This is a genomic window from Pseudoalteromonas ruthenica, from assembly GCF_008808095.1.
Classification (GTDB): Bacteria; Pseudomonadota; Gammaproteobacteria; order Enterobacterales; family Alteromonadaceae; genus Pseudoalteromonas; species Pseudoalteromonas ruthenica.
Genome location: NZ_CP023397.1, coordinates 90,864 through 111,278, shown reverse-complemented (window position 1 = coordinate 111,278; position 20,415 = coordinate 90,864). Strand labels below are relative to the sequence as shown.

The following is a 20,415-nucleotide window of genomic DNA, read 5'->3' as shown; positions in this document are numbered from 1 at the left end:
AGCTAATATAAAGCGCGCTTAGAGTCTATTCTCAAGCAAGCCTTTATATGCCAGCGCACTGTCTTTCAAGGTGCGTTGCTGCGTGTGGTAATCCACATGAACAATACCGAAGCGTTTACTGTAACCAAGCGCCCATTCAAAGTTGTCCATTAACGACCATGCAAAGTAACCACGAATATTGACACCTTGTTCAATGGCATTGTGCACCGCGTTAAGGTGGCTATTAAAGTAATCGATACGTGGCTTATCATAAATGGCGCCATCAACTATCTCGTCATCGAAGGCGGCACCATTTTCGGTGATATACAGTGGCGGCAATGAAAAACGCTGGTGTAAATCAACCAGTAATTTCTCAAATGCCTCTGGCACCACTTCCCAGCCCATGGCGGTTAATGGCGTTTTTGTGGGTTCACACTGAACGAACCAACCTTTGCCATCACTGGCAAACACCGCACGGGTGTAGTAGTTGATACCAATAAAGTCGTTTTTAGCGCTGATAATAGCCATGTCATCGGCGCCAATCTCAGGGCGCACGTCTTCAGGTAAGAGTGCCAGCACGTCAGGATAACGGCCTTCAAGCAGTGGTTGTAAGTACCACAAATTATGATATTGGTCGGCCAGTTGCGCCGCATGTGTATCAGCAGCGCTGCTACTTGCGCCGTAGGCAGTAGAAAAGTTCAGCACGATACCGCACTCACTGCTTGGGACCGTGCGTCTAAGTACCTGCATGGCTAAGCCATGTGCAAGCAGTAGGTGGTGCGCTGCTTGGCGACCATAGTGCTGCCCCTTTTTGCCGGGCGCATGAATGCCTACCTCGTAACCAAGATACGCAGAGCAAAACGGTTCATTTAACGTCGCGTAAGAATAAACCTGCTCACCGAGCGCTTGAGAAATAACATCGGCATACTCAGCAAAGGCATAAGCCGTTTGCCGGTTGAGCCACCCACCTTGGTCCTCTAAATACTGTGGCAGATCCCAGTGGTATAAGGTGACAAAGACTTTGATGCCCTGCGCCGTGAGTGCCGCTACTAAATTCTGATAAAAACAGATCCCCTCTTGGTTGGGCTGCCCGTGCTCATCCATTACTCGACCCCAAGCAATTGAGAGCCGATACGCATCGACACCAAGATTGGCTATGAGCTCGACATCTTGTTGCCAACGAGCGATATGTTCACAAGCGACATCGCCATGACTGCCGTCTACGATGGCACCCGGCTGACGACAAAAGGTATCCCAAATACAAGGTAAGCGCGCTGCTCTTGCCCCCTCTATTTGAAACGAGGACGTCGCGACGCCGTAAATAAAGTCGCGTTGCAACATCTTGGATTCGGTAGGCAAGGTCAATTTAGGCATCTGTGTTACTCAGTCCGTTTGCAACCCTTTTGGGTTTTTATTTGAATTCATGCGCGCTTTCTGTAATTATCAAATAAAAATGTAAGCGCTTTCATAACTAAATGTAAGCGCTTTCCTTAAAAAGATCAATAGGAGAACACCGTGGCCCTATCCATGCAGCAAGAATCTGCGCAGGCGCAGCCATCGAGCAGCGGCGGCAATTACCGTTTTGCGCTGGTTGCACTGACCTCACTGTTTTTTATGTGGGGGTTCATTACCTGCCTCAACGACATTTTGATCCCCTACCTTAAAGGGACATTCGAGCTTAATTACACCCAAGCGATGCTGGTGCAGTTTTGCTTTTTTAGTGCCTATTTTATCGTCTCGCTTCCCGCCGGAAACTTAGTGGGGCGCATCGGCTATCAAAAAGGCATTGTCTTAGGTCTGGCTGTTGCCTGCGTTGGCTGTTTGTTGTTTTACCCGGCAGCAAGCAGTGGCGTTTATGCCCTATTTTTAATCGCGCTGTTCGTATTGGCTGCGGGTGTCACGGTGTTACAGGTGGCGGCCAACCCCTATGTCAGCGCGTTAGGGCCGCAAGAGACTGCGCCGGCAAGGCTGACCATGACCCAAGCGTTCAACTCATTGGGCACCACAGTGGCGCCGTTTTTTGGCTCAATCCTTATTTTTACAGAGGGCGCTGAAGTCATAAAAGGAGACGCATCGGCAACGCAGGTCCCTTATCTTATGCTCGCCGGCGCACTGCTGTTACTAGCAGGTATTTTTGCCAAATTGACGCTGCCCAAGCTAAGCGGCCAAACAGTGGGAGTCGATGCCGTATCCGGGTCAGCATGGCGTCATCGTAACCTGACCTTAGGCGCACTTGGCATCTTTGTTTATGTCGGCGCTGAAGTGGCTATTGGCAGTACCTTAGTGAACTTTTTCAACCAGGAAAACATCGCCAATATGCATGAAGCGCAAGCGGCAAAATACATTGCCTATTATTGGGGCGGCGCCATGGTGGGACGTTTCATCGGCGCCTTAGTGATGCAAAAAATCTCCGGTCGCACAGTCCTTGCGTTTAACGCCGTCAGTGCCTTTGCTCTGGTACTCATTTCAGTGTTTTTCGATGGCTACTTGGCAATGTGGGCCATTCTTGCCGTTGGTTTATGCAATTCAGTGATGTTCCCCACTATTTTTAGTTTGGCGCTCAATGGTCTGGGCAAGCATACCGCGCAAGGCTCGGGTATTTTGTGTCTGGCCATTGTCGGTGGCGCCATTATTCCGTTGCTGCAAGGCATGCTTGCTGATGGGATTGGGCTACAATGGTCATTCCTGTTGCCAGCACTATGTTATGTGTACATTGCCTACTATGGTCTCAAGGGCGCGACTCCCGCCGTTATCGAATCAGGAAAATAACAATGACAGGTAAAATAAAATATCTAGCCGTCAGCGTGGCGGCATTGGTACTCAGTGCTTGCTCTGAGCAACCACACACCAGTGGCTCAGTCGCTACACCAATCAATAACGACGCTATCTGGCCAAAAAGCGAAAGCACCGTGGCTGAACATCACGATGTGGAAGCGCAAGTTGAAAAGATTTTGGCGGGTATGACGCTGGAACAAAAAATCGCGCAGATGATCCAACCAGAGATCCGCGATATCAGCGTTGAAGACATGCGTCGCTACGGGTTTGGCTCTTACCTCAATGGTGGCGGTGCCTTCCCCAATAACGACAAGCACGCCAAGGTCAGTGATTGGGTTGCACTCGCTGAAAAAATGTATCAGGCCTCTGTCGATGACTCACTTGATGGCAGCACCATACCGACGATGTGGGGAACCGATGCAGTGCATGGTCATAATAATGTGATTGGTGCGACCTTGTTCCCGCATAACATTGGTCTGGGCGCCGCTAATAATCCTGAACTCATAGAAAAGATTGCCCGCATCACCGCCAAAGAGGTGCTGGCAACGGGTATCGATTGGGTCTTTGCGCCAACGGTAGCGGCCGTGCGAGATGATCGCTGGGGCCGCACCTATGAAGGTTACTCGGAAGACCCTGAAATAATTCGTGACTACGCCCATGCGATTGTCACTGGCTTACAAGGCAAACCGGGCGAGGGCTTTTTGGGTGAAGGCCAAGTGATCAGCACAGTAAAGCACTTTGTTGGCGATGGCGGCACCGTTAACGGCGACGACCAGGGCGATAACATCAGCTCTGAAGAGCAGCTCTTTAACATTCATGCTGGCGGCTATGTTGGCGGTTTAAACGCTGGGGCGCAATCGGTGATGGCCTCTTTTAATAGTTGGCATGGCGAAAAAATTCATGGCAGCAAATATCTGCTTACTGAAGTACTAAAAGAAAAGATGGGCTTTGATGGCTTTGTTGTCGGAGACTGGAATGGTCACGGCCAAGTAAAGGGCTGTAGTAACGACAGCTGCGCTCAATCAATCAATGCCGGACTGGATATCTTTATGGTGCCTGGTGATTGGAAAGCATTGTACAACAACACCTTAGCACAGGTAAAAAGTGGCGAAATTGCCACCAGCCGGATCGATGATGCGGTGCGTCGCATCCTTCGGGTAAAGCTGCGGGCCGGATTATTTTCCAAGCCTAGCCCAGCTCAACGCCAATACGCCAATAACACCGATTTGATTGGCCAGCAAGCGCACCGCGAGGTAGCACGTCAAGCGGTACGGGAATCGCTGGTGTTACTAAAGAACAAAGGCCAGTTGCTGCCATTAAAAAGGCAACAGCGGGTGCTCGTTGCTGGCGACGCTGCCGACAATATCGGTAAGCAGTCTGGGGGGTGGACCATCACTTGGCAGGGCACAAACAACGAGAATAAAGACTTTCCAGGCGGCTCGTCTATTTGGGATGGAATCCAAGCTCAAGTTACACAAGGTGGTGGGCAGGCCGTGCTCAGTGTTGATGGTAGCTACCAACAAAAGCCTGATGTGGCCATTGTGGTGTTTGGCGAAGACCCCTATGCCGAGGGTCATGGCGACCGTGCAACACTGGAGTACCAGAGCGGCGATAAGCGCGATCTAGCGCTGCTTAAACGCCTCAAACAACAAGGCATTGCCGTCGTTTCAGTGTTTATCAGTGGCCGACCTATGTGGGTCAACCCCGAGCTCAATGCCTCTGATGCTTTCGTAGCTGCTTGGCTACCGGGCTCGGAAGGCCAAGCGGTGGCCGATGTGCTGTTTCGCGATGCTCAAGACCAAGTGCAATACGATTTTAGCGGTCGGTTGAGCTACTCCTGGCCAAAAACCCCCACACAGATTGTTAATCGCGGTGATAGCGATTATCAGCCCTTGCTATCTTATGGCTTTGGCCTCAGCTATGGCGATGACAACGTCTTAAGCGATGAGCTTAATGAGCACGTTAGCACTGAGGGCGCACAACAGCACGATGTTGCCCTATTCACTGGTACGGTGCAAAAACCGTGGCAGATGGCACTTTATTCTGGCGAACAAGTGCTCCCTGTCAGTGCCAATACTCACACTTTGGGCGCACTAAGCTATCGCACTATTGATAAACAAGTGCAAGAAGATGCCCGCAAATTAAGCTTTGATGGCAGCGCTCGCGCGGGCATGCGCCTAGCCAGCGAAAGCTATTTCCGCGAAGACTTACAAGCCAAGCTAGGCAGCGAGGCGGTGTTGAGCATGCAGGTCATGGTTGAACAAGCACCCAATGCTGCGGTGAAGGTGATCATGAATTGTGAGAGCGAAGGCGACACACCGGGCGCATGCCACAGCGAAGTCGATATCAGTGAGCAACTGCGTACCCTGCCCGCGAATACTTGGCAGGCACTCAGTATTGATAGTCAATGCTTTACTAAACAAGGGTTTAAACTTGCCCACACCGTAGTGCCGTTTGAGCTTACGACGCAAGGCAAGTTGATAGTCAGCGTTGCCGATATTCGGCTGCAGAAAAAAACCGATAAAGGTGCAACCATCAGTTGCCCTTAATCAGCGCTTATAAAAAGAAAGCGGCCTTGCGCCGCTTTCTTTTTATATCCAACGCCGCACTTGGCGTTGATAAGTTCGGTAACGCTCACCGAATACTGAACATAAATGCGCCTCTTCAGCCTGGGTTTGTCGATACAAAGTGAGCCAACCGACAATAAGACACAACAGTGAAAACGCCGAAGGCAAAGCCATAAAAAAGCCTAGCTGCGCTATGCCAACCCCAACAAACATAGGGTTACGGGAGATGCTATAAACCCCTTGGGTTTGCAGCAGCTGCGGCCCTTGGCGGTCAATACCACTGCGCCAGTGACGATTAAGGTTTAGGTTAATCAGCGCCGTACTCACAAAACCGCCGGTCATCAATACGGTGCCGATGATAACAACAACACTGTTTTGATATAGCGGTTGCAAAATTCCAAGATAGCTATCCGCTTGCGGCCAAGGCCAGCGGATCAGGCACACTAACCAAATAGTGATGCGAAACACCCGAAAGGTCATGTGATTCCACCAGTCGCCACAATAGGCTTGCCCAGGAAAAATCAACTCTTCGCCATGTTTGCGCTTTAAAAGCACGATGCGCAATGTGTAAAACACAGCCACGCAAGTGAAAAATATCGCTAAATAGCCTCGGGTGAAGGCCTGCAAAGCGTCTAGATTAATGCTGAAAATAACGGTCCCTTATCGTAAAAACGACACCATCTCAGGCATGAGCGGTGCAAGAATTGAAAAGTGTTAAGATACAAAAAGATAGCACGGTTCATTTAAAACATTAAATACATTGCACATTCATCTGCATTGCATACACTGAATATCAAGTAAGCGAATGCTTGTTCGCTTCAATGAACAATAATCAATAACAATGGAGTTCATTTATGAATGGCAAAATTCTTGGCATTATTTTAATCGTGGTCGGTGTTGCCTTAGTTGCCTGGGGTTATAACGTTTATGACGCAGTTGAGGCTCAGCTAACCCGTACTTTTAGTGGCGATACCCCAATAGAGGCTTGGATTGGCATGGTCGGCGGTGCTATCTGCGTGGCTGTGGGTGTTTTTAAACTAAAATAACGCCCAGTGCGGGCAACTCAGCCCGCCTTTAACACTTACTTTATTCAGCGCCTTAGCTGAATGGCAAAGTAAATACTTTGTTACCTAGACACGCTCACTTCAACATAAAACGCTCAGCGGCTCACCACTTGTTAACGAATCAGCACTGCCCTTTTTTCAACCAAAAAGTAGTAAGTAGTTGTAAAATAACTGCTTACCTAAAAAGCCTCTCCGTTTCTATACTGAGAATGAAGTTACTCTAACGATGTGAACGGGCAAATTGGGGGGCTTTCTTCTTTGGAGTGAACTGACTGCCGATGCAGCCTGGGTGTTCTTTTTAACTATTTTATTGAAGAAGGTCCAATAGTGTTAACTGATTTGCTGCGGCTGAACAGGTCAACCGTCTTTTTTGACCTCCGAGTTAGTACTATTCTGATAAAAAACCTGAAGAGTAAATATAAAACAACTGATTCTTTTGTAGTTTCTCAAGAGCCGTAAGGAGCCCGTATGTTGAGTAATAGTATCACTCCACACTCTAGCTCCCTGATTTGATTAAGCACTAATTAACTGTTCTGACTTCGGTTACTTCGAGCTGTTTAAGAAGTTTATTGACGAATGGCTTAAGCTGGTGATCGCTTCTCTGTGAAAAAGAGGACATCGACTCAGCTAATTGCACTTTTAATGACGTTAATTCATCAAAGCTCTCACCTGAGAAATCCATGAATACAATCCCATTAAACTGGGAAAGCCAGCGATCAAATGAGTCGGGATTGTCAGCCAACATAGGCAGCATAATATCAGGGTGATGGATAAGAGCCATTATTATTGGAATTGATACTTCAGCTGTTGTTGCTCCATCTCTGTGGTACCAAATCTCAACTAGAGTATTTGTAACAGGGATAAGCTCATAAGACTTATCTCTATATACCGTTTCTTCAACCTTATCGTAGTTGTTTAGTAGCCACGAAAGGTTATTTTCATTTTTCAATGATGTTGCATGAGCTGATAATGAAAAAATTGAAAACACTAAGAAAATAATTTTACTCATTGCAATTCCTACCTATCGAACTCATTAGTGATAATAACGTTTATTTGCTCTGACTGTGAAATTGCAGAAAAGATCTTACTCAGTGCTTTTCTACTATTACCTACATAATAGTGTTTGTCAGCTTGAACTCCCCATGATTTGCCAGGCATTAAGCAGCCCTCGGTGTTTTCATGGTAATTACCTGCATGAATCAGGATCTTTGTTCGACCAGGAACTCCTTGTAACTCATAAACACCTGGATACCTCTTTGAAGAGTATATTTCACGTTTCCGTTTACTCGTAAAACTCCCCGCCGGCCAACTGAGTTGTTTAATTACCGCAATCAGTATCATGTTTGTTCTACCATCATTGTTAGCAGATTGAGGAGGAGCTGACCAGTGAAAGTATCGACGCTATAGGCTTAGCAATATAAACATATGAATACTATTTGGGCCCTGAGCAACGGGCGAAGGCTACTTGCTCAGCGAATCTCCCTTTTTCGCCCTTAGATAACGTAAAGGGGGTTTACAGTTTATCGCTCTCAGCATACTCCCACCTTAAAGCGTACGGATTTCGCGCGTCATATCTACCGAACTCTCATTGTGCGGCTAACGCACACAGGAGCGCACGATTTCTAACCCTGCACGCAACTCATCGCGGGTTTTTGGCCCGGTCAGCGAAAGTCGAATGGCGTTAGCCTGGCCATAACCGCCAACGCAAAACTGTTGTCCCGAGCGTACCCTCACTCCGAGCTCATATAATTGTTTAGTAACCCGCTCGGCTTGATGCTGTGGCGGTAGTGTTAACCAATAATTGAAGCCCTGGATAACATGATCTGCAGGGCGCTCTAGATGTTGCGCTAGAATCCGGTAGCGAGCCCGCAGTTCCATCGCAATGTGGTTATCAACTTCCGCCATGGCACCGCTACATAGCCAGCGGCAAATAAGGTCGATAAGTATCGGACTGACATGCATACACGTGGAGCGAAGTGCTTTTAATAGCGGCACCCGTAAATTAGCTGGCAACACTAAATAGCCGACACGAACACCACCGGCAAAGTATTTAGAGAAGCTGCCAACATAAACAGTAATATCAGGCGCAATGCTAGCGAGCGGTAGCTGCCGCTGTTCAGGTGGGCAGTACATCACGCCATCTTCAATGATCAATACATCAAAGCGCCGGCAAATATCAATTATTTCCAGACGACGTTGCGCACTAAGTTGCACCGCCGTTGGGTTTTGAACATTAGCAGTAAGGTATAGCAATCGTGGCCGATGACGCTGACATTGCAGTAATAAATCCTCTGCTACCAAGCCCTGCTCGTCTATCGCCACGGGCTGAAGACGGCGCTCTAGTTGCGCACAACTATGAATAAACTCCCCATAGCATAACCCCTCAGTGAGCACCGTATCGCCACTGCGAGTCAAAGCTTGGAGGATAACGCTTAAACCATGCTGGCCCCCATATGTCCATTGCACCCGCTCTGGTGTTAACTTGCTATGCCAACGCTGATTAAGCCACTGTCGCAAGGTATCACTGTGGCCGCACAAACCATCGGCACTGAAATAATCCAAGATGACTGATTGTGCTTGTGGTTGTCCCAGCATCTGCTGCAAAGCGTTATGTAGGTGCTGCTGTTGACTGACGATCAGTGGTCGGCACAGCGACAGATCGATGCCCTGCTGAGAATCAAGGGGGTGGTAATAGCTGTCAGCACTGAGAGCTTCCTTAACATAAGTACCGCTGCCCACGACTGACAACGTTTTGCCTAATAAAGACAGCTCCTGATAAGCGCGCGTGACCGTGCCTACGGTAACCCCTAATTGGTAAGAAAGGATACGCTGTGAGGGAAGCTTAGTTCCCGCTTTGATTTCACCGTTATCAATCATATCCGCGTAGGCTTCAGCCAACGCTTTATATTTTGGGCCCTTGCGCCCATGCAATTGCGGGAGCACCCTGCCTCCAATGTTACCCAGACACTTTTATTAACTAACAAGAATATGTGAGGGCTGCGTTAAAGTGAATAGTTTAAATGTCATGGTGACGCATCAATGCTCTCTCTTTGCGTAAAAAATTGCTTAGCATAGGCTCGTTCACCCATACAGGAGCCGCTATGACCTTAACCGTTATGTTTTCTTTAGCCCTATTTACGCTTTTTGTTGCTATCACGCCAGGACCCAATAACCTGTTGCTCGCCGGCTCTGGCGCCCAGTTTGGGATACGTAAAACCGTGTCACATTTAATAGGCATTCGCTTGGGCCTGAGTGTCATGCTGCTAGTATGCGCCAGCGGTTTCAGCTCCATCCTAACAACAAGCCCCATACTGGCTGCCACACTAAAATATCTAGGGCTGGGGTATATGCTCTGGCTGGCTTTGGCAATGCTGCGTCACCAAAAAATAGGCAACACACCTAGCAATAGCAGTCCATTTTCTGTTACCCAGGCGGCGCTATTCCAATGTGTAAATATCAAATCCTGGACTGCCAGTATGACCGTCATTGCAAGCTTTAGCCAAAGCACTCACTATTGGCTGTCAGTCGCGTGTATTATCACCATATTTATCATCGTCGGGCTGTTCGCTAATCTTTGTTGGGTGTGGCTCGGTAAAAAGGCTGCGGCCCTACTGACGACCGTAAAGCGTACCCGAATCTTTTACGCCACCTTGTGCGTTCTGACCATTATGAGCATGGTGCCCTTGGTTGTAACCTAATATATCGACACGGTTAATTGAATAACCAGTATGTTACGGTGTAGCGGCTGCACGAAGCTAAAGCCGCTCACTCGCTCCCTTTGATGAGTCACTCTATTCCCACTTTTACTATTGCGCTCTCCCACCGGTGGGAAAAATCAGTGCCACATAAATAAAATACTTATATATTTCATAGCGTTAAAAACTGGCATAGCTTTCGCTAAAGGCTAGGTATCGAATTCATTAACCTGTTGTCATCTATGGACATCAAACACAGCTTAGCGAAAAACAAAACCTCCTCGCGCCGGCCTTTAATCTATGGGGCAGCCTTGGCTGTTCTGATCATTATAACGGCGAGTATCGGCTTTTCATGGCGCAGCCAACGTATTGATCTCAATGCCCTGACGCTTGCCACCGTGCAGCAAGGCCCTCTCAATACGCAGGTATCGGGGTATGGCGAATTGCGCTCTAAATACACACGGTTTTTAACCGCCAACCACCAAGCCCAAGTTGATCAGGTGGTATTACGCCCCGGCGCACGCGTCACCAAAGACGATATTATTTTACGCCTTAGCAACCCGAGCTTGGAGCAGCAATTAAACCGAGCCCGTCTTGCTTTAGCACGACAACGAGCCAACTTTGAGGCATTAAAGCTTGCCCAGCAAAGCGAGCAACTCACTGCCCAAGGTAACCTCACCTTGCTAAAAAGCGAGCTCGCCGGAGCCAAACTACGCGCCCAAGCTGAAGGCCAGCTTATAGCCGAGGGCATCGTCTCTATGCTTGATCATAAGCGCTCGCAGCTGCGCGTTGCGCAGCTGAGTGAGCGGGTAAAGTTAAGCGAACAACAAATGCAGCAGATGCAGGCTTTGCATCAAAAGCGCTTAGATGTTGAGAGTGAATTGGTTGAGGAATTTAGTTTAGCCTTTGCCAGTGCCCAAGCCGATGTCGACAAACTGCAGGTGCGTGCCGGCATCAATGGCATGCTACAACAGCTGCATGTCGAACAAGGTCAATCGGTTCAAGTGGGCGCACCGCTGGCCGTGGTTGGCAGCGAACATGAATTGCTAGCCGATTTGCTGGTCAACGAGCGCGATGCCAGTCAGATCGTGGTCGGCCAGCAGGCGATCATCGATACCTTTACGGATACAGTAGCAGCACAGGTCAGCCGCATCGACCCTATTGTCCGTGACGGCCGCGTTGCCATCGAGCTGGAGCTGGCTGCGGATTTACCTAGCAACGCCCGCCCAGCGTTGACCATCGAAGGCGAGATCATCACCGATACCTTAGAGCATGCTCGGCACTTGCGCCGCCCCAGTTATGTCGATGCTGAGCAAAGGCGCCCATTGTTTATCGTCGACCCCGCCGCAAATCAATTAGTCCAAGCCGAGCTGGAGTTTGGTAAACTCGCAGGAGACAGCATAGAGCTGCGCAGCACGTTGCCTGCTGGCACTCAAGTTGTGATTTCGGATATGGGCGAATACATGCACTTACAAAAACTAACAACCGTTTCCCATTAACAGGATGTCATTATGCAAACCAAGCCAATCATTGAATTACAACAAGTGTCGAAGGTATACACCAGCGACGATGTCGAAACCCATGCGCTACGCAATATCGACCTCAAAATCTATAAAGGCGATTATGTTGCCATCAGCGGCCCTTCTGGCTGTGGCAAATCCACCCTGTTGAGCCTAATGGGGCTGCTCGATGATATTAGCGCTGGCCGCTATTACATTGAGGGCGTGGACACCCAAAGCCTCGATATGGATACCCAAGCCGAACTAAGAAACTTGCATATAGGGTTCATTTTTCAATCGTTTAACCTTATTGATGAGCTGAGTGTCTTTGCCAATGTGGCTTTACCCTTGCAGTACCGCGAGCCGGCCTTAAGTAAAGATGAAATACGCCAACGTGTGGAGCACGCGCTCGCCCAAGTGGAGATCAGCCACCGCGCCGGGCATCGCCCAAACCAACTCAGTGGTGGTCAGCAGCAGCGTGTCGCCATCGCTCGGGCGCTGGCGGGCACACCCAGTATCTTGCTGGTCGATGAGCCAACCGGCAACCTCGATTCTAAAAATGGCGATGCGGTAATGGCTTTGTTGAGCGAGCTAAACCAGCAAGGCACCACCATATGCATGGTCACCCACGACCCCCGCTATGCCGGTTACGCCAAAAAACAAATCAAATTACTCGATGGCGAAATGATGCATCGTGATGCAGGCCTGAGCAGTGAGGCCAATACCGAGCTGGAGGCCGTATGATGACCCGCTTACGCATGCATTTACATATGGCTCTGCTGTCGCTGCGCCAAACGCCCGGTTTTGTTGCTGCGGTGGTAGCAACCTTAGCCATCACTCTGGCGTGTTTTTTCGTGGTGATGAGCTTATTCAGTAGCTATTTTGTGGCGCCCCTCAATGTTGAACAAGAATCACGTTTAGTCATTGTCGAGCAAGACAATATCTACCCGGAATACAACAGCCCGGGGTTTCAAAGTTTTCAATCGGTGCTGCATTGGTATGAAACACAAACCTCCTTTAGCCGCCAGGCCTTAGTGAACTCCGGTGAAGATGTCATCAGTAACCTGCCAGGGGAGCCACGTATCGCCATCACCTATGCCAGTGACGGCTACTTTGAGCTGTTTCGTGTGCCTTTAGCATTAGGACAGCATATGAGCCGACAACAGCGTGTGCAGGAGCCGCTGGATGAAGTGCTGATCTCTTATGACTTTTGGCAACGTTATTACGGCGGCGATGACAATGTGATTGGCCAAACCTTGGTGAAGCTAGATAAGCACTACCGCATTGTCGGTGTGGTTGCCAAAAACTACCAAGATCCCTATATGTTCAACCGGGGTGACAATCAGCTGTGGTTCAAATTTAGCGCGGATGCGCGCTACTTTAACGATGACAACCCAAGCGCTTGGTGGAACCTATTTCGGGGTATGAAACTAGTGGGCGTGCTTAAACCCGGGGCCACCAAAGCTTCGACTGAAGCCGAGCTTTACCAAAGTATTCAGGAAATTAAAGCGCAGTGGAAAGAGGAGTTTGATGAACTGGATGATCTCAAACCCATTGTCACTCCCTTTCGCCAAGCCGAGTTGGGCGACAACGACGATTTGGCGATTATGCTCCTTGCCGGAGTCACAGGGTTAGTGCTTATTGCGCTGTTAAATGTCAGCAATTTATTCATTGCCCGCGCCGTAGCCAAACATAAAACACTGGCATTGCAAGCGGTGTTAGGGGCTAAACGTAAAACCCTCTTTGCCAGTATTTTAAGTGAAACCTTCGTGCTTATGGCCTCCGCCGTAGCCATCGCCTTATTTATCGCCGCCTGGGGCGTGAAGCTTTTTAAGTGGGTAAGCAGCGGGCATTTGCCACTGGTTCACACCGTCGGCATTGATATTACCGTGGTCTCCAGCGCACTGATTCTCTGCATCTTATTGGCCTTGCTCTTTGCTTGGATCACCAGTCGCCTGATTAACTTTAAGCAGTTACGCTCACAGGTACAGTCCTCTGGTAAAGGGGCGGTCAGCCAAGTCAGCATGCGCACCGTAAAATGGATGATTGCTATTCAGCTGTTCCTCGCCACCAGTTTAGTGATAACGGCGACCATGGTGCTGCACAAAAGTGTGGAAACATTGCAGCGGCCACTGGGTAGCCGAGTTGATAACATTTACCAAGTGATGGTGTTTATCGAAAAAAATCGGGATGAGCTCAGCAAACGCTACGATGATTTACAAAAATTCCTTCACGCCGCAGAGCAAATTCCCGGAGTCAAAGCAGTTGCACACGGGCAAAGCCCAGTTGATAGAGGCAAACGCGCCAGCACCATTACCGATATGTCCGGCAAAGGCTCTATTTTCATCCCGCAAACTTGGGTTGGCCAAGATTACTTCGAATTTACCGGACTGAAAATTATTGAGGGCCGTAATTTTAGTGAGGCGGCTATTCGCGGCGAAAAGCATGAGTTCTTGGTCACCAAGGCAGTGAATGATTTGCTTAAGCCGGAAGGCTCACTGATTGGCGAGAAGTTTTACAGCTTCGACCCTGACAACCCAGTAGAAGTGGTTGGCATCACCGAAAACTTTAACCACCCCAAGTTCTATGATGAGGACCTAGGACGGCATTTATGGTGGCCTGCTCAGCCTTATGGCTTTGCGATCATGATAGAGATGCAGCCCGGCCAGCAGCTGCAAAGAGAAACAGTATTTCAAGCCATGCAGCAGGTCAGTAACCGTGCCGGCATATGGACTTTTAAGTCTTTAGAGGAGCAATACGCAGCCATCACCCATTTAGACAAAGTGACCTTAATGCTGTGCACCGCACTGGGCGTATTTACCCTGTTGCTCGCCGGTATCGGTATTTATGGGGTGCTCAGTTATAACCTCAGATTACGTCGCTATGAACTGGGTATGCGCATGGCCTTAGGTGCCAAACGTAAATTGTTATATCGTCAACTTATTAAGGATACTATTATGCCGTTGGTTGCTGCATTTTTATTGGCCCTGGGAGTATCCTTGGGCGGTTACATCCTATTTCAACAGTCGGTGATGCTGTGGCTGTCTCTCAATCCGCTGTGGTTGCTTTTCGTCAGCGCTGCAATTATCGTTTTCGCACTGGCTTCGGTCATCTGGCCCATGCGACAACTAATACACGACAAGCCCATGGCGGCATTAAAACAACAATAAAGAATCAGGGGGCCCTGCGCCCCTTAGTTATTAGGAATACCCCGTACATGGCACGTATACTTATAATTGACGATCAGAGCGATGTGCGCCTAAGCGCCCGCATTGCGCTTGAGAGTGATAATCACCACTGCATAGAGGCTGACTCTCCCACAGCCGCGCTCAGCCAGCTTAACCGCCATCAGGTTGATTTAGTCTTACTGGACATGAATTTCACCAAAGACACCACCTCTGGCAAAGAAGGCTTGGCCTTTCTCGATAGCTTACGGCAATGTTCTCGGCGCATCGCAGTGGTGGTGATCACCGCCTATGCCAATGTCGAATTAGCCGTCAAAGCAATGCAATTAGGGGCTTGTGATTTTGTTGAAAAACCCTGGCAAAACCGCCGTTTAGTCAATGCTGTGCGCAAGCATTTGCCTCATGACAATAGCGAGGCCAATGACCGCTTTCTGGCCTTTTCAAAAAAGACGCAAACCTTGATTGAAAACGCCAAGCGTATTGCTGCAACCAACGCCAATGTACTCATTACCGGTGAGAATGGCACCGGTAAAAGTATGCTGGCTAAGCTCATCCACCAGCATAGCGATAAAGCTGATGCGCCCTTTGTCAGCGTCAATATGGCCGCTATCCCGGAGAACCTCTTCGAAAGTGAGTTATTCGGCCACAGTAAAGGCGCGTTCACCGATGCCAAAGAAGCGCGTACCGGGCGCTTTACCCTGGCGCAATCGGGCACTTTGTTTTTAGATGAAATAGGCACCTTGCCCCTGGCGCTGCAAGCGAAGTTATTACGGGTATTAGAAAGTGGCGAATACGAGGTGCTCGGCAGCTCCACCACCTTGCACAGCAATGCGCGGGTGATCTCTGCCACTAATGCGGATTTACAAGCGGCTATTGCCGACGGTGATTTTCGCCAAGACCTACTGTACCGACTCAATACCTTGGTCCTTACTTTGCCGCCGCTGCGCCAACGCAGTGACGAGCTCGCCAGCCTTGCCGATCATTTTATTCGCATCCACTGCCAGCGTTACCAGCTGCCTGTAAAAACCTTAAACCGCTGTGCCCTAGACAAACTTAGCGCCTATCAGTGGCCAGGAAACATGCGCGAGCTCTCACATGTGTTGGAGCGCAGTGTGATCATGAGCGACGCTGATAGCCTCAGCGCTGAGCATATCGCCTTGCAACCTCACCAAGATATTGATTCGAGCCTACCGCTAATGAACTTAGAGGAAGCGGAAAAACGCATGATCAGCAACGCCATCGCTCATTTTGACGGTAATGTGGTCGCCGCCGGTGAGTTTTTAGGGTTGAGCAAATCCGCCATGTACCGACGCTTAGATAAATATCAGCTGGGCAACCAATAATGGCGCGCTCAAGCTCTTTAGAGCGACGCTTTATCATCCTTGCAGCCATCCCGCTAGGCACCCTATTGGCGCTGTTATTGGCCATAGGTGTTTACCTGCAATTGGATACACTGAGCCAAGTAACGCTGCTATTGCTTGTTCTAGGCCCCTGTATTTGGGCACTCTGTAGTTTGTACCAAACCGTGTTCGACGCTTTTGATAGCGTCGCGGTGCAGCTAGACAGCCTCGCGAATGAGGAATTTACAGTGTGGCATTTTGCCCGGTATCGACATGGGCGCATTTATGCTCTGAAAGAGGATTTGCGCCGTATTGCTACCCGCATTAGTAATAAGCGTGCAGAATACGCGCACCACGAAAGCTTTGTGTTTGACTTGGTAAACGAGCTGCACTCGCCAGTGGTGGTGCTTGATGGTCATGCTCAGGTGTATCATGCCAACCCAGCGGCATTAGCTCACTATCATCAAGACTCACTGCTAGGTGTAGCGACCAAAGAGCTTGGCTTATATCGTCATCAGCATCAATGGCAGTTGCATCAAGGGCAGCATCAAACACGCTACAAAATTGACTGTCATAGCCTAAAGCGAGGCGCTCGTCATTATCAACTTTTGGTCTATGTGTCGATTGAACAGCCCCTAAGAAACACCGAAAAAGAGGCCTGGCAAAAGCTGGTCAAAGTACTGAATCATGAAGTGCGTAACTCGCTGACGCCAATTTATTCGTTAACCCAGTCGCTGCGCGAGCAGCAACAGGCGCACTCATTGCAAGCGCAAATGCTTGAGGTGATAGAAAAACGCGCGCAACATCTACTCAACTTTGTTGCCAGTTATTCAAAGCTATCGCAGCTGCCACAACCGCAACTGCAAGCGATACCAATCACCGAGCTGGTTAGCCGCTTACAGGTGCTGCTGCCGCACATAGACATTGACTGCCAAAGCCACAGCGGCCGTTTATTAATCGACCCAGAGCAACTGGAGCAAGCGTTGCTTAATTTGGTGCGTAATGCCGAGCAGGCCAATACCCTTAGCGGCACCGAAGGCATACGCTTAGCGATTAGTAAGCACAACCAGTGGCAACTCAAGCTGTATGATAATGGCCCTGGCATAGATAATCCCGATAACCTATTTGTGCCATTTTACTCCACCAAAACCCAAGGCACTGGCATTGGATTAGTATTGAGCAGAGAGATAATTAGAGCGCAAGGCGGTGAGTTAACACTTACAAACCACTCTCAAGGTGGGGCGTTAGCGCAAATATGTTTACCTAAGGCAAAATAGCAAAAGCATTCACCGCCATTCCCGTAGCTCCACGAACACGAGGCGGGTTTAGCACCAACATAAATTCATTGCTTTTGCCCTTTGCAAGCGCCTCGCTGAGCGCTTCTAAGTTAAGGTTTTCAACAATATAAATACCATGTTGTGCGAGTAAAATGCGGTGTGCGGGAAACCGCGTTCCACTCTCAGGCACCACCTCGAAACTCAGTTGATCAGCGCCTGCTAAGAATACGTGTTGCTGTGCTAACCACTGTGCCGCACTCTGCCCTGGGCCCGGGCGAGGTCCGAGGTAAGTTGCATTGTCAGTATTAAAAAACTGGCCAAAACCGGTGCAGATCAACACCGACATCCCAGCCTTAATACGAACCTGTTGTGCTTTGGCTGTATCCTGCAAATCCTTTACGGTAATTTCGTATCCGCCAGGTAAGTGTGACACGCCTTTAAAACGCGCCACATCAAGTAACGCTGCACGATTAAGTAAGCGCTCGCGAGGATATTGCTCAATGCCAAGTTCCTTAAGGCCCCGAGCGCCATCGATTGCATCGGTGCCGATGCCACCATAGGCCTGGCCGTTGTGGCCAATATGGCCAATGGCATCAAGGTTGGGCGCGCCATGCTGGCCACTAAAATACATAATGTCGGCGGCAAAAGAGATCTCGGGGATCATCCCTTGGGTATCTTGATGATTATCCATCAGCGCCAACGCATAAGGGGGATTAAAACTCAAAAGCGGGGAGTTGTGATCCCACACATGATTGAGCTCAATAACGCGTGCTTTGGATAAACTCTCCAATAACTTAGCTTGGGCACCTAAACCGCTGTTAGTAAACATCAATGCAGCGAGTAACAGTATATATTTCATAGCGTTTCCCTGTTGTGATTGTGACATCCTGCTTGAGTATAGGCCAAAGCAAGAGCAACATGAGCGACTGTACAGCTCCTTTTCCCCATTATGGTTAAACATGGTACATTAGCGGGCGTTTTTTCGCTCACGTACTCATTCACCCCCTATGCTTGCAATTATTCTTGTATTTCTCAGTGCTTTTTTACTGTTTCAAGTCCAGCCGATCATGGCCAAAATGCTGTTACCCAGCTTTGGTGGCGGCACCCAAGTATGGACCGCTTGCCTGTTGTTTTTTCAAGCCTTTTTATTGGCCAGTTACGGCTATGCGCACCTACTCTCAAGCCGCTTTAAGTTAAAGAATCAGTTTATTGTCCACGGCTTGCTGCTGCTCGTAGGGGCTCTAGCATTACCTATTGGCACCCAAGCCTTAGCCGCCCCGGGTGCTCACCCAGCTTGGCAGGTGTTATTGCAACTAAGTATTGCTGTAGGCTTCCCCTACTTTGCCCTCGCTGCAACGGCCCCATTGATGCAAAGCTGGCAGGCAAAGGTCGATAACGAGCATGCCTATAAACTCTATAGCTACTCTAATATTGGCTCGTTTTTAGCCCTACTTTCTTACCCCTTTGCTATTGAGCCTTGGTTCGCTTTAGGCCATCAATCGTGGCTCTGGAGTGGGTTATTTGTGGCTTTTGCCGTCGTTTTTTATGGCTATATGGCGCGCTTTTATAATCAGGCGAAGCGTTTAGGTACTACCGAAAAAAGTGCATTTCGCGGCGGGCTTCACCACAAATGGTTACTGTGGTTAGCGCTGAGCGGCTGTGGGGTGATGATACTCACCGCCAGTACCAACGCCATTACGCAAAATGTCGCCCCGGTGCCGTTTTTATGGCTTTTACCACTGGCGTTGTATTTACTGACCTTTGTTTTATGTTTCCACTCAACCAAGCTTTACCATCGGGTATTTTGGTTGGCGGCTCTTTCGGTGTGCGCGCTTATCGCCTGCTTTTTGTTCTTTATTGGCAGCCAGTTCGATATTGTCAGCCAAGTAGCCCTGTATTCCTTAGTGCTGTTTGCCGCTTGCATGGTGTGCCATGGTGAGCTGGTTCAAGCCAAACCTAATACGGATTATCTCACTCAGTTTTACTTGTTAATGGCCCTAGGTGGGGCCTTGGGCACGGCGGCCATCACCTTTGTTGCGCCCCTCGTATTCACCTTGTATTACGAATACCCATTAGCCATTGCCATGGCCTTGATGCTGTTTGCTGTCGCCGTGCTACTTGATAAGCAGCACCAAAGTTCGCCATGGTTAGCCGGCAGTGCTGTTGTTGGCGTGGCCATCTCGGCGCTGTTATTTCTATGGCTAGACAGTCAGTTTAAAAGTAATGATATTACCCGTTTGCGCAACTTTTACGGCTTGTTAACCGTGACTGAAGTTAATATCGACAACCGCGTTGAACGACGTCTGATTGATGGCACCACCACCCACGGTGTGGAAGTGTTGAGCGGCCCAGGACAAGGCGAGCCACAGAGTTACTACCGACAGCAAACCTTGGTTGGGCAAATGCTCTCAGAGCTCTCGGCAAACGCCAAAGTCGGTTTTATCGGCTTGGGAGCGGGGACGTTGGCTGCTTATGGCAAGCCAGGCGATCACTACCATTTCTACGAGCTTAATCCCAATGTACTGGCAACGGCTAAAAGCCAATTTAGTTACTTAAACGCTTCAGCTTCGCAGCAGCATTATCACTTAGGTGATGGTCGCGTGACCTTATCTCAGCAACCCGCGCAGCATTTTGATGCACTGGTGCTGGATGCCTTTAGCGGCGATGCCATCCCCATGCATTTGCTAACACAAGAGGCCACCGACCTGTATCTTAGTCATCTCAAGGATAACGGCATGCTGGCGGTGCATATTTCCAATACCCATTTAGATTTAACACCTTTGATGCGTGGCTTGGCTGAGCATTTTGAATTAGCCATTGTTTACAACGAAAGCAAATCGCAACAGCGCCATGGTCACGATGTGCGCTGGGTCGTGCTTAGCCGCAGCGCTGAGCGTTTGGCATCGCTGCGCTCTAGTCAATCTCCTTGGCCAAGTACAACCACACCCTTTGTGTGGCGCGATGATTACAGTAACTTGTTGCAGGCGATGAAGTTTATGGGCGATTAACTTAAAAAAGGCGGGAATTCCCGCCT

At 49.2% G+C, this 20,415-nt stretch carries 16 protein-coding genes; 10 read left to right on the top strand and 6 right to left on the bottom strand.

All coding sequences use genetic code 11. The features are described 5' to 3' along the window. Positions 1 to 18: 18 nt before the first annotated feature. A complete protein-coding gene (locus PRUTH_RS15845; RefSeq protein ID WP_151173827.1) occupies positions 19 to 1,353 on the bottom strand; it encodes a GH1 family beta-glucosidase in 1,335 nt (444 codons plus the stop codon). Positions 1,354 to 1,494: 141 nt separating this feature from the next. On the opposite strand from PRUTH_RS15845, the gene PRUTH_RS15840 reads away from it, so the two are divergent. Together PRUTH_RS15840 and PRUTH_RS15835 are read left to right on the top strand one after the other, a co-directional pair. After that, entirely contained in the window at positions 1,495 to 2,748 is a 1,254-nt protein-coding gene (locus PRUTH_RS15840) for a sugar MFS transporter (protein WP_371741533.1), read from the top strand. 2 nt (positions 2,749 to 2,750) lie between these two features. Further along, complete coding sequence (locus tag PRUTH_RS15835; RefSeq protein ID WP_151173826.1) at positions 2,751 to 5,303, top strand: glycoside hydrolase family 3 protein; 2,553 nt, start codon at positions 2,751 to 2,753, stop codon at positions 5,301 to 5,303. Between the two features lie 42 nt (positions 5,304 to 5,345). On the opposite strand, the gene PRUTH_RS15830 is transcribed toward PRUTH_RS15835, so the two are convergent. Next, positions 5,346 to 5,897, bottom strand: coding sequence for a methyltransferase family protein (locus PRUTH_RS15830; RefSeq protein ID WP_257221098.1), 552 nt, complete (start codon positions 5,895 to 5,897; stop codon positions 5,346 to 5,348). A 278-nt stretch (positions 5,898 to 6,175) separates the two neighbouring features. On the opposite strand from PRUTH_RS15830, the gene PRUTH_RS15825 reads away from it, so the two are divergent. After that, on the top strand, positions 6,176 to 6,367 hold the full coding sequence (locus tag PRUTH_RS15825) for a DUF3185 family protein (protein WP_022944803.1): 192 nt from the start codon (positions 6,176 to 6,178) through the stop codon (positions 6,365 to 6,367). Positions 6,368 to 6,905: 538 nt separating this feature from the next. Here PRUTH_RS15825 and PRUTH_RS15820 read toward each other — a convergent pair. From PRUTH_RS15820 to PRUTH_RS15815, 3 genes are all read right to left on the bottom strand, one after another. Then, positions 6,906 to 7,394, bottom strand: coding sequence for a hypothetical protein (locus PRUTH_RS15820; RefSeq protein WP_151173824.1), 489 nt, complete (start codon positions 7,392 to 7,394; stop codon positions 6,906 to 6,908). 8 nt (positions 7,395 to 7,402) lie between these two features. Then, positions 7,403 to 7,726 carry a DUF5675 family protein gene (locus PRUTH_RS19395; protein WP_371741532.1) on the bottom strand — a complete coding sequence of 108 codons (324 nt, stop codon included), beginning with the start codon at positions 7,724 to 7,726 and terminating at the stop codon, positions 7,403 to 7,405. Between the two features lie 255 nt (positions 7,727 to 7,981). Further along, positions 7,982 to 9,328: an aminotransferase-like domain-containing protein gene (locus tag PRUTH_RS15815; protein WP_218939712.1), complete on the bottom strand. Its 1,347-nt coding sequence runs from the start codon at positions 9,326 to 9,328 to the stop codon at positions 7,982 to 7,984. Between the two features lie 158 nt (positions 9,329 to 9,486). Here PRUTH_RS15815 and PRUTH_RS15810 point away from each other — a divergent pair, with 158 nt between their 5' ends. From PRUTH_RS15810 to PRUTH_RS15785, 6 genes are all read left to right on the top strand, one after another. Further along, on the top strand, positions 9,487 to 10,083 hold the full coding sequence (locus PRUTH_RS15810) for a LysE family translocator (RefSeq protein WP_151173823.1): 597 nt from the start codon (positions 9,487 to 9,489) through the stop codon (positions 10,081 to 10,083). Between the two features lie 308 nt (positions 10,084 to 10,391). Next, entirely contained in the window at positions 10,392 to 11,579 is a 1,188-nt protein-coding gene (locus tag PRUTH_RS15805; RefSeq protein WP_257221097.1) for an HlyD family secretion protein, read from the top strand. 12 nt (positions 11,580 to 11,591) lie between these two features. Beyond that, on the top strand, positions 11,592 to 12,323 hold the full coding sequence (locus PRUTH_RS15800; RefSeq protein WP_045980072.1) for an ABC transporter ATP-binding protein: 732 nt from the start codon (positions 11,592 to 11,594) through the stop codon (positions 12,321 to 12,323). Further along, on the top strand, positions 12,320 to 14,749 hold the full coding sequence (locus tag PRUTH_RS15795) for an ABC transporter permease (RefSeq protein WP_151173821.1): 2,430 nt from the start codon (positions 12,320 to 12,322) through the stop codon (positions 14,747 to 14,749). Before PRUTH_RS15800 ends, PRUTH_RS15795 begins: the two co-directional genes overlap by 4 nt. A gap of 47 nt (positions 14,750 to 14,796) precedes the next feature. Next, positions 14,797 to 16,107: a sigma-54-dependent transcriptional regulator gene (locus tag PRUTH_RS15790; protein WP_151173820.1), complete on the top strand. Its 1,311-nt coding sequence runs from the start codon at positions 14,797 to 14,799 to the stop codon at positions 16,105 to 16,107. Further along, entirely contained in the window at positions 16,107 to 17,381 is a 1,275-nt protein-coding gene (locus tag PRUTH_RS15785) for a sensor histidine kinase (protein ID WP_151173819.1), read from the top strand. Before PRUTH_RS15790 ends, PRUTH_RS15785 begins: the two co-directional genes overlap by 1 nt. On the opposite strand, the gene PRUTH_RS15780 is transcribed toward PRUTH_RS15785, so the two are convergent. Continuing rightward, entirely contained in the window at positions 17,368 to 18,240 is an 873-nt protein-coding gene (locus PRUTH_RS15780) for a cyclase family protein (protein ID WP_170268985.1), read from the bottom strand. The two genes, PRUTH_RS15785 and PRUTH_RS15780, sit on opposite strands and share 14 nt — an antisense overlap. A gap of 148 nt (positions 18,241 to 18,388) precedes the next feature. Between PRUTH_RS15780 and PRUTH_RS15775 the strand changes: the two genes are divergently transcribed. Beyond that, positions 18,389 to 20,389: a spermidine synthase gene (locus tag PRUTH_RS15775; RefSeq protein ID WP_151173817.1), complete on the top strand. Its 2,001-nt coding sequence runs from the start codon at positions 18,389 to 18,391 to the stop codon at positions 20,387 to 20,389. The last annotated feature ends 26 nt before the right edge of the window (positions 20,390 to 20,415 follow it).

Coding starts and splice junctions, on each gene's coding strand:
- PRUTH_RS15845 (WP_151173827.1), bottom strand. CDS start 1,353: ATGCCTAAATTGACCTTGCCTACCGAATCCAAGATGTTGCAACGCGAC.
- PRUTH_RS15835 (WP_151173826.1), top strand. CDS start 2,751: ATGACAGGTAAAATAAAATATCTAGCCGTCAGCGTGGCGGCATTGGTA.
- PRUTH_RS15825 (WP_022944803.1), top strand. CDS start 6,176: ATGAATGGCAAAATTCTTGGCATTATTTTAATCGTGGTCGGTGTTGCC.
- PRUTH_RS15820 (WP_151173824.1), bottom strand. CDS start 7,394: ATGAGTAAAATTATTTTCTTAGTGTTTTCAATTTTTTCATTATCAGCT.
- PRUTH_RS19395 (WP_371741532.1), bottom strand. CDS start 7,726: ATGATACTGATTGCGGTAATTAAACAACTCAGTTGGCCGGCGGGGAGT.
- PRUTH_RS15810 (WP_151173823.1), top strand. CDS start 9,487: ATGACCTTAACCGTTATGTTTTCTTTAGCCCTATTTACGCTTTTTGTT.
- PRUTH_RS15800 (WP_045980072.1), top strand. CDS start 11,592: ATGCAAACCAAGCCAATCATTGAATTACAACAAGTGTCGAAGGTATAC.
- PRUTH_RS15795 (WP_151173821.1), top strand. CDS start 12,320: ATGATGACCCGCTTACGCATGCATTTACATATGGCTCTGCTGTCGCTG.
- PRUTH_RS15790 (WP_151173820.1), top strand. CDS start 14,797: ATGGCACGTATACTTATAATTGACGATCAGAGCGATGTGCGCCTAAGC.
- PRUTH_RS15785 (WP_151173819.1), top strand. CDS start 16,107: ATGGCGCGCTCAAGCTCTTTAGAGCGACGCTTTATCATCCTTGCAGCC.
- PRUTH_RS15780 (WP_170268985.1), bottom strand. CDS start 18,240: ATGAAATATATACTGTTACTCGCTGCATTGATGTTTACTAACAGCGGT.
- PRUTH_RS15775 (WP_151173817.1), top strand. CDS start 18,389: ATGCTTGCAATTATTCTTGTATTTCTCAGTGCTTTTTTACTGTTTCAA.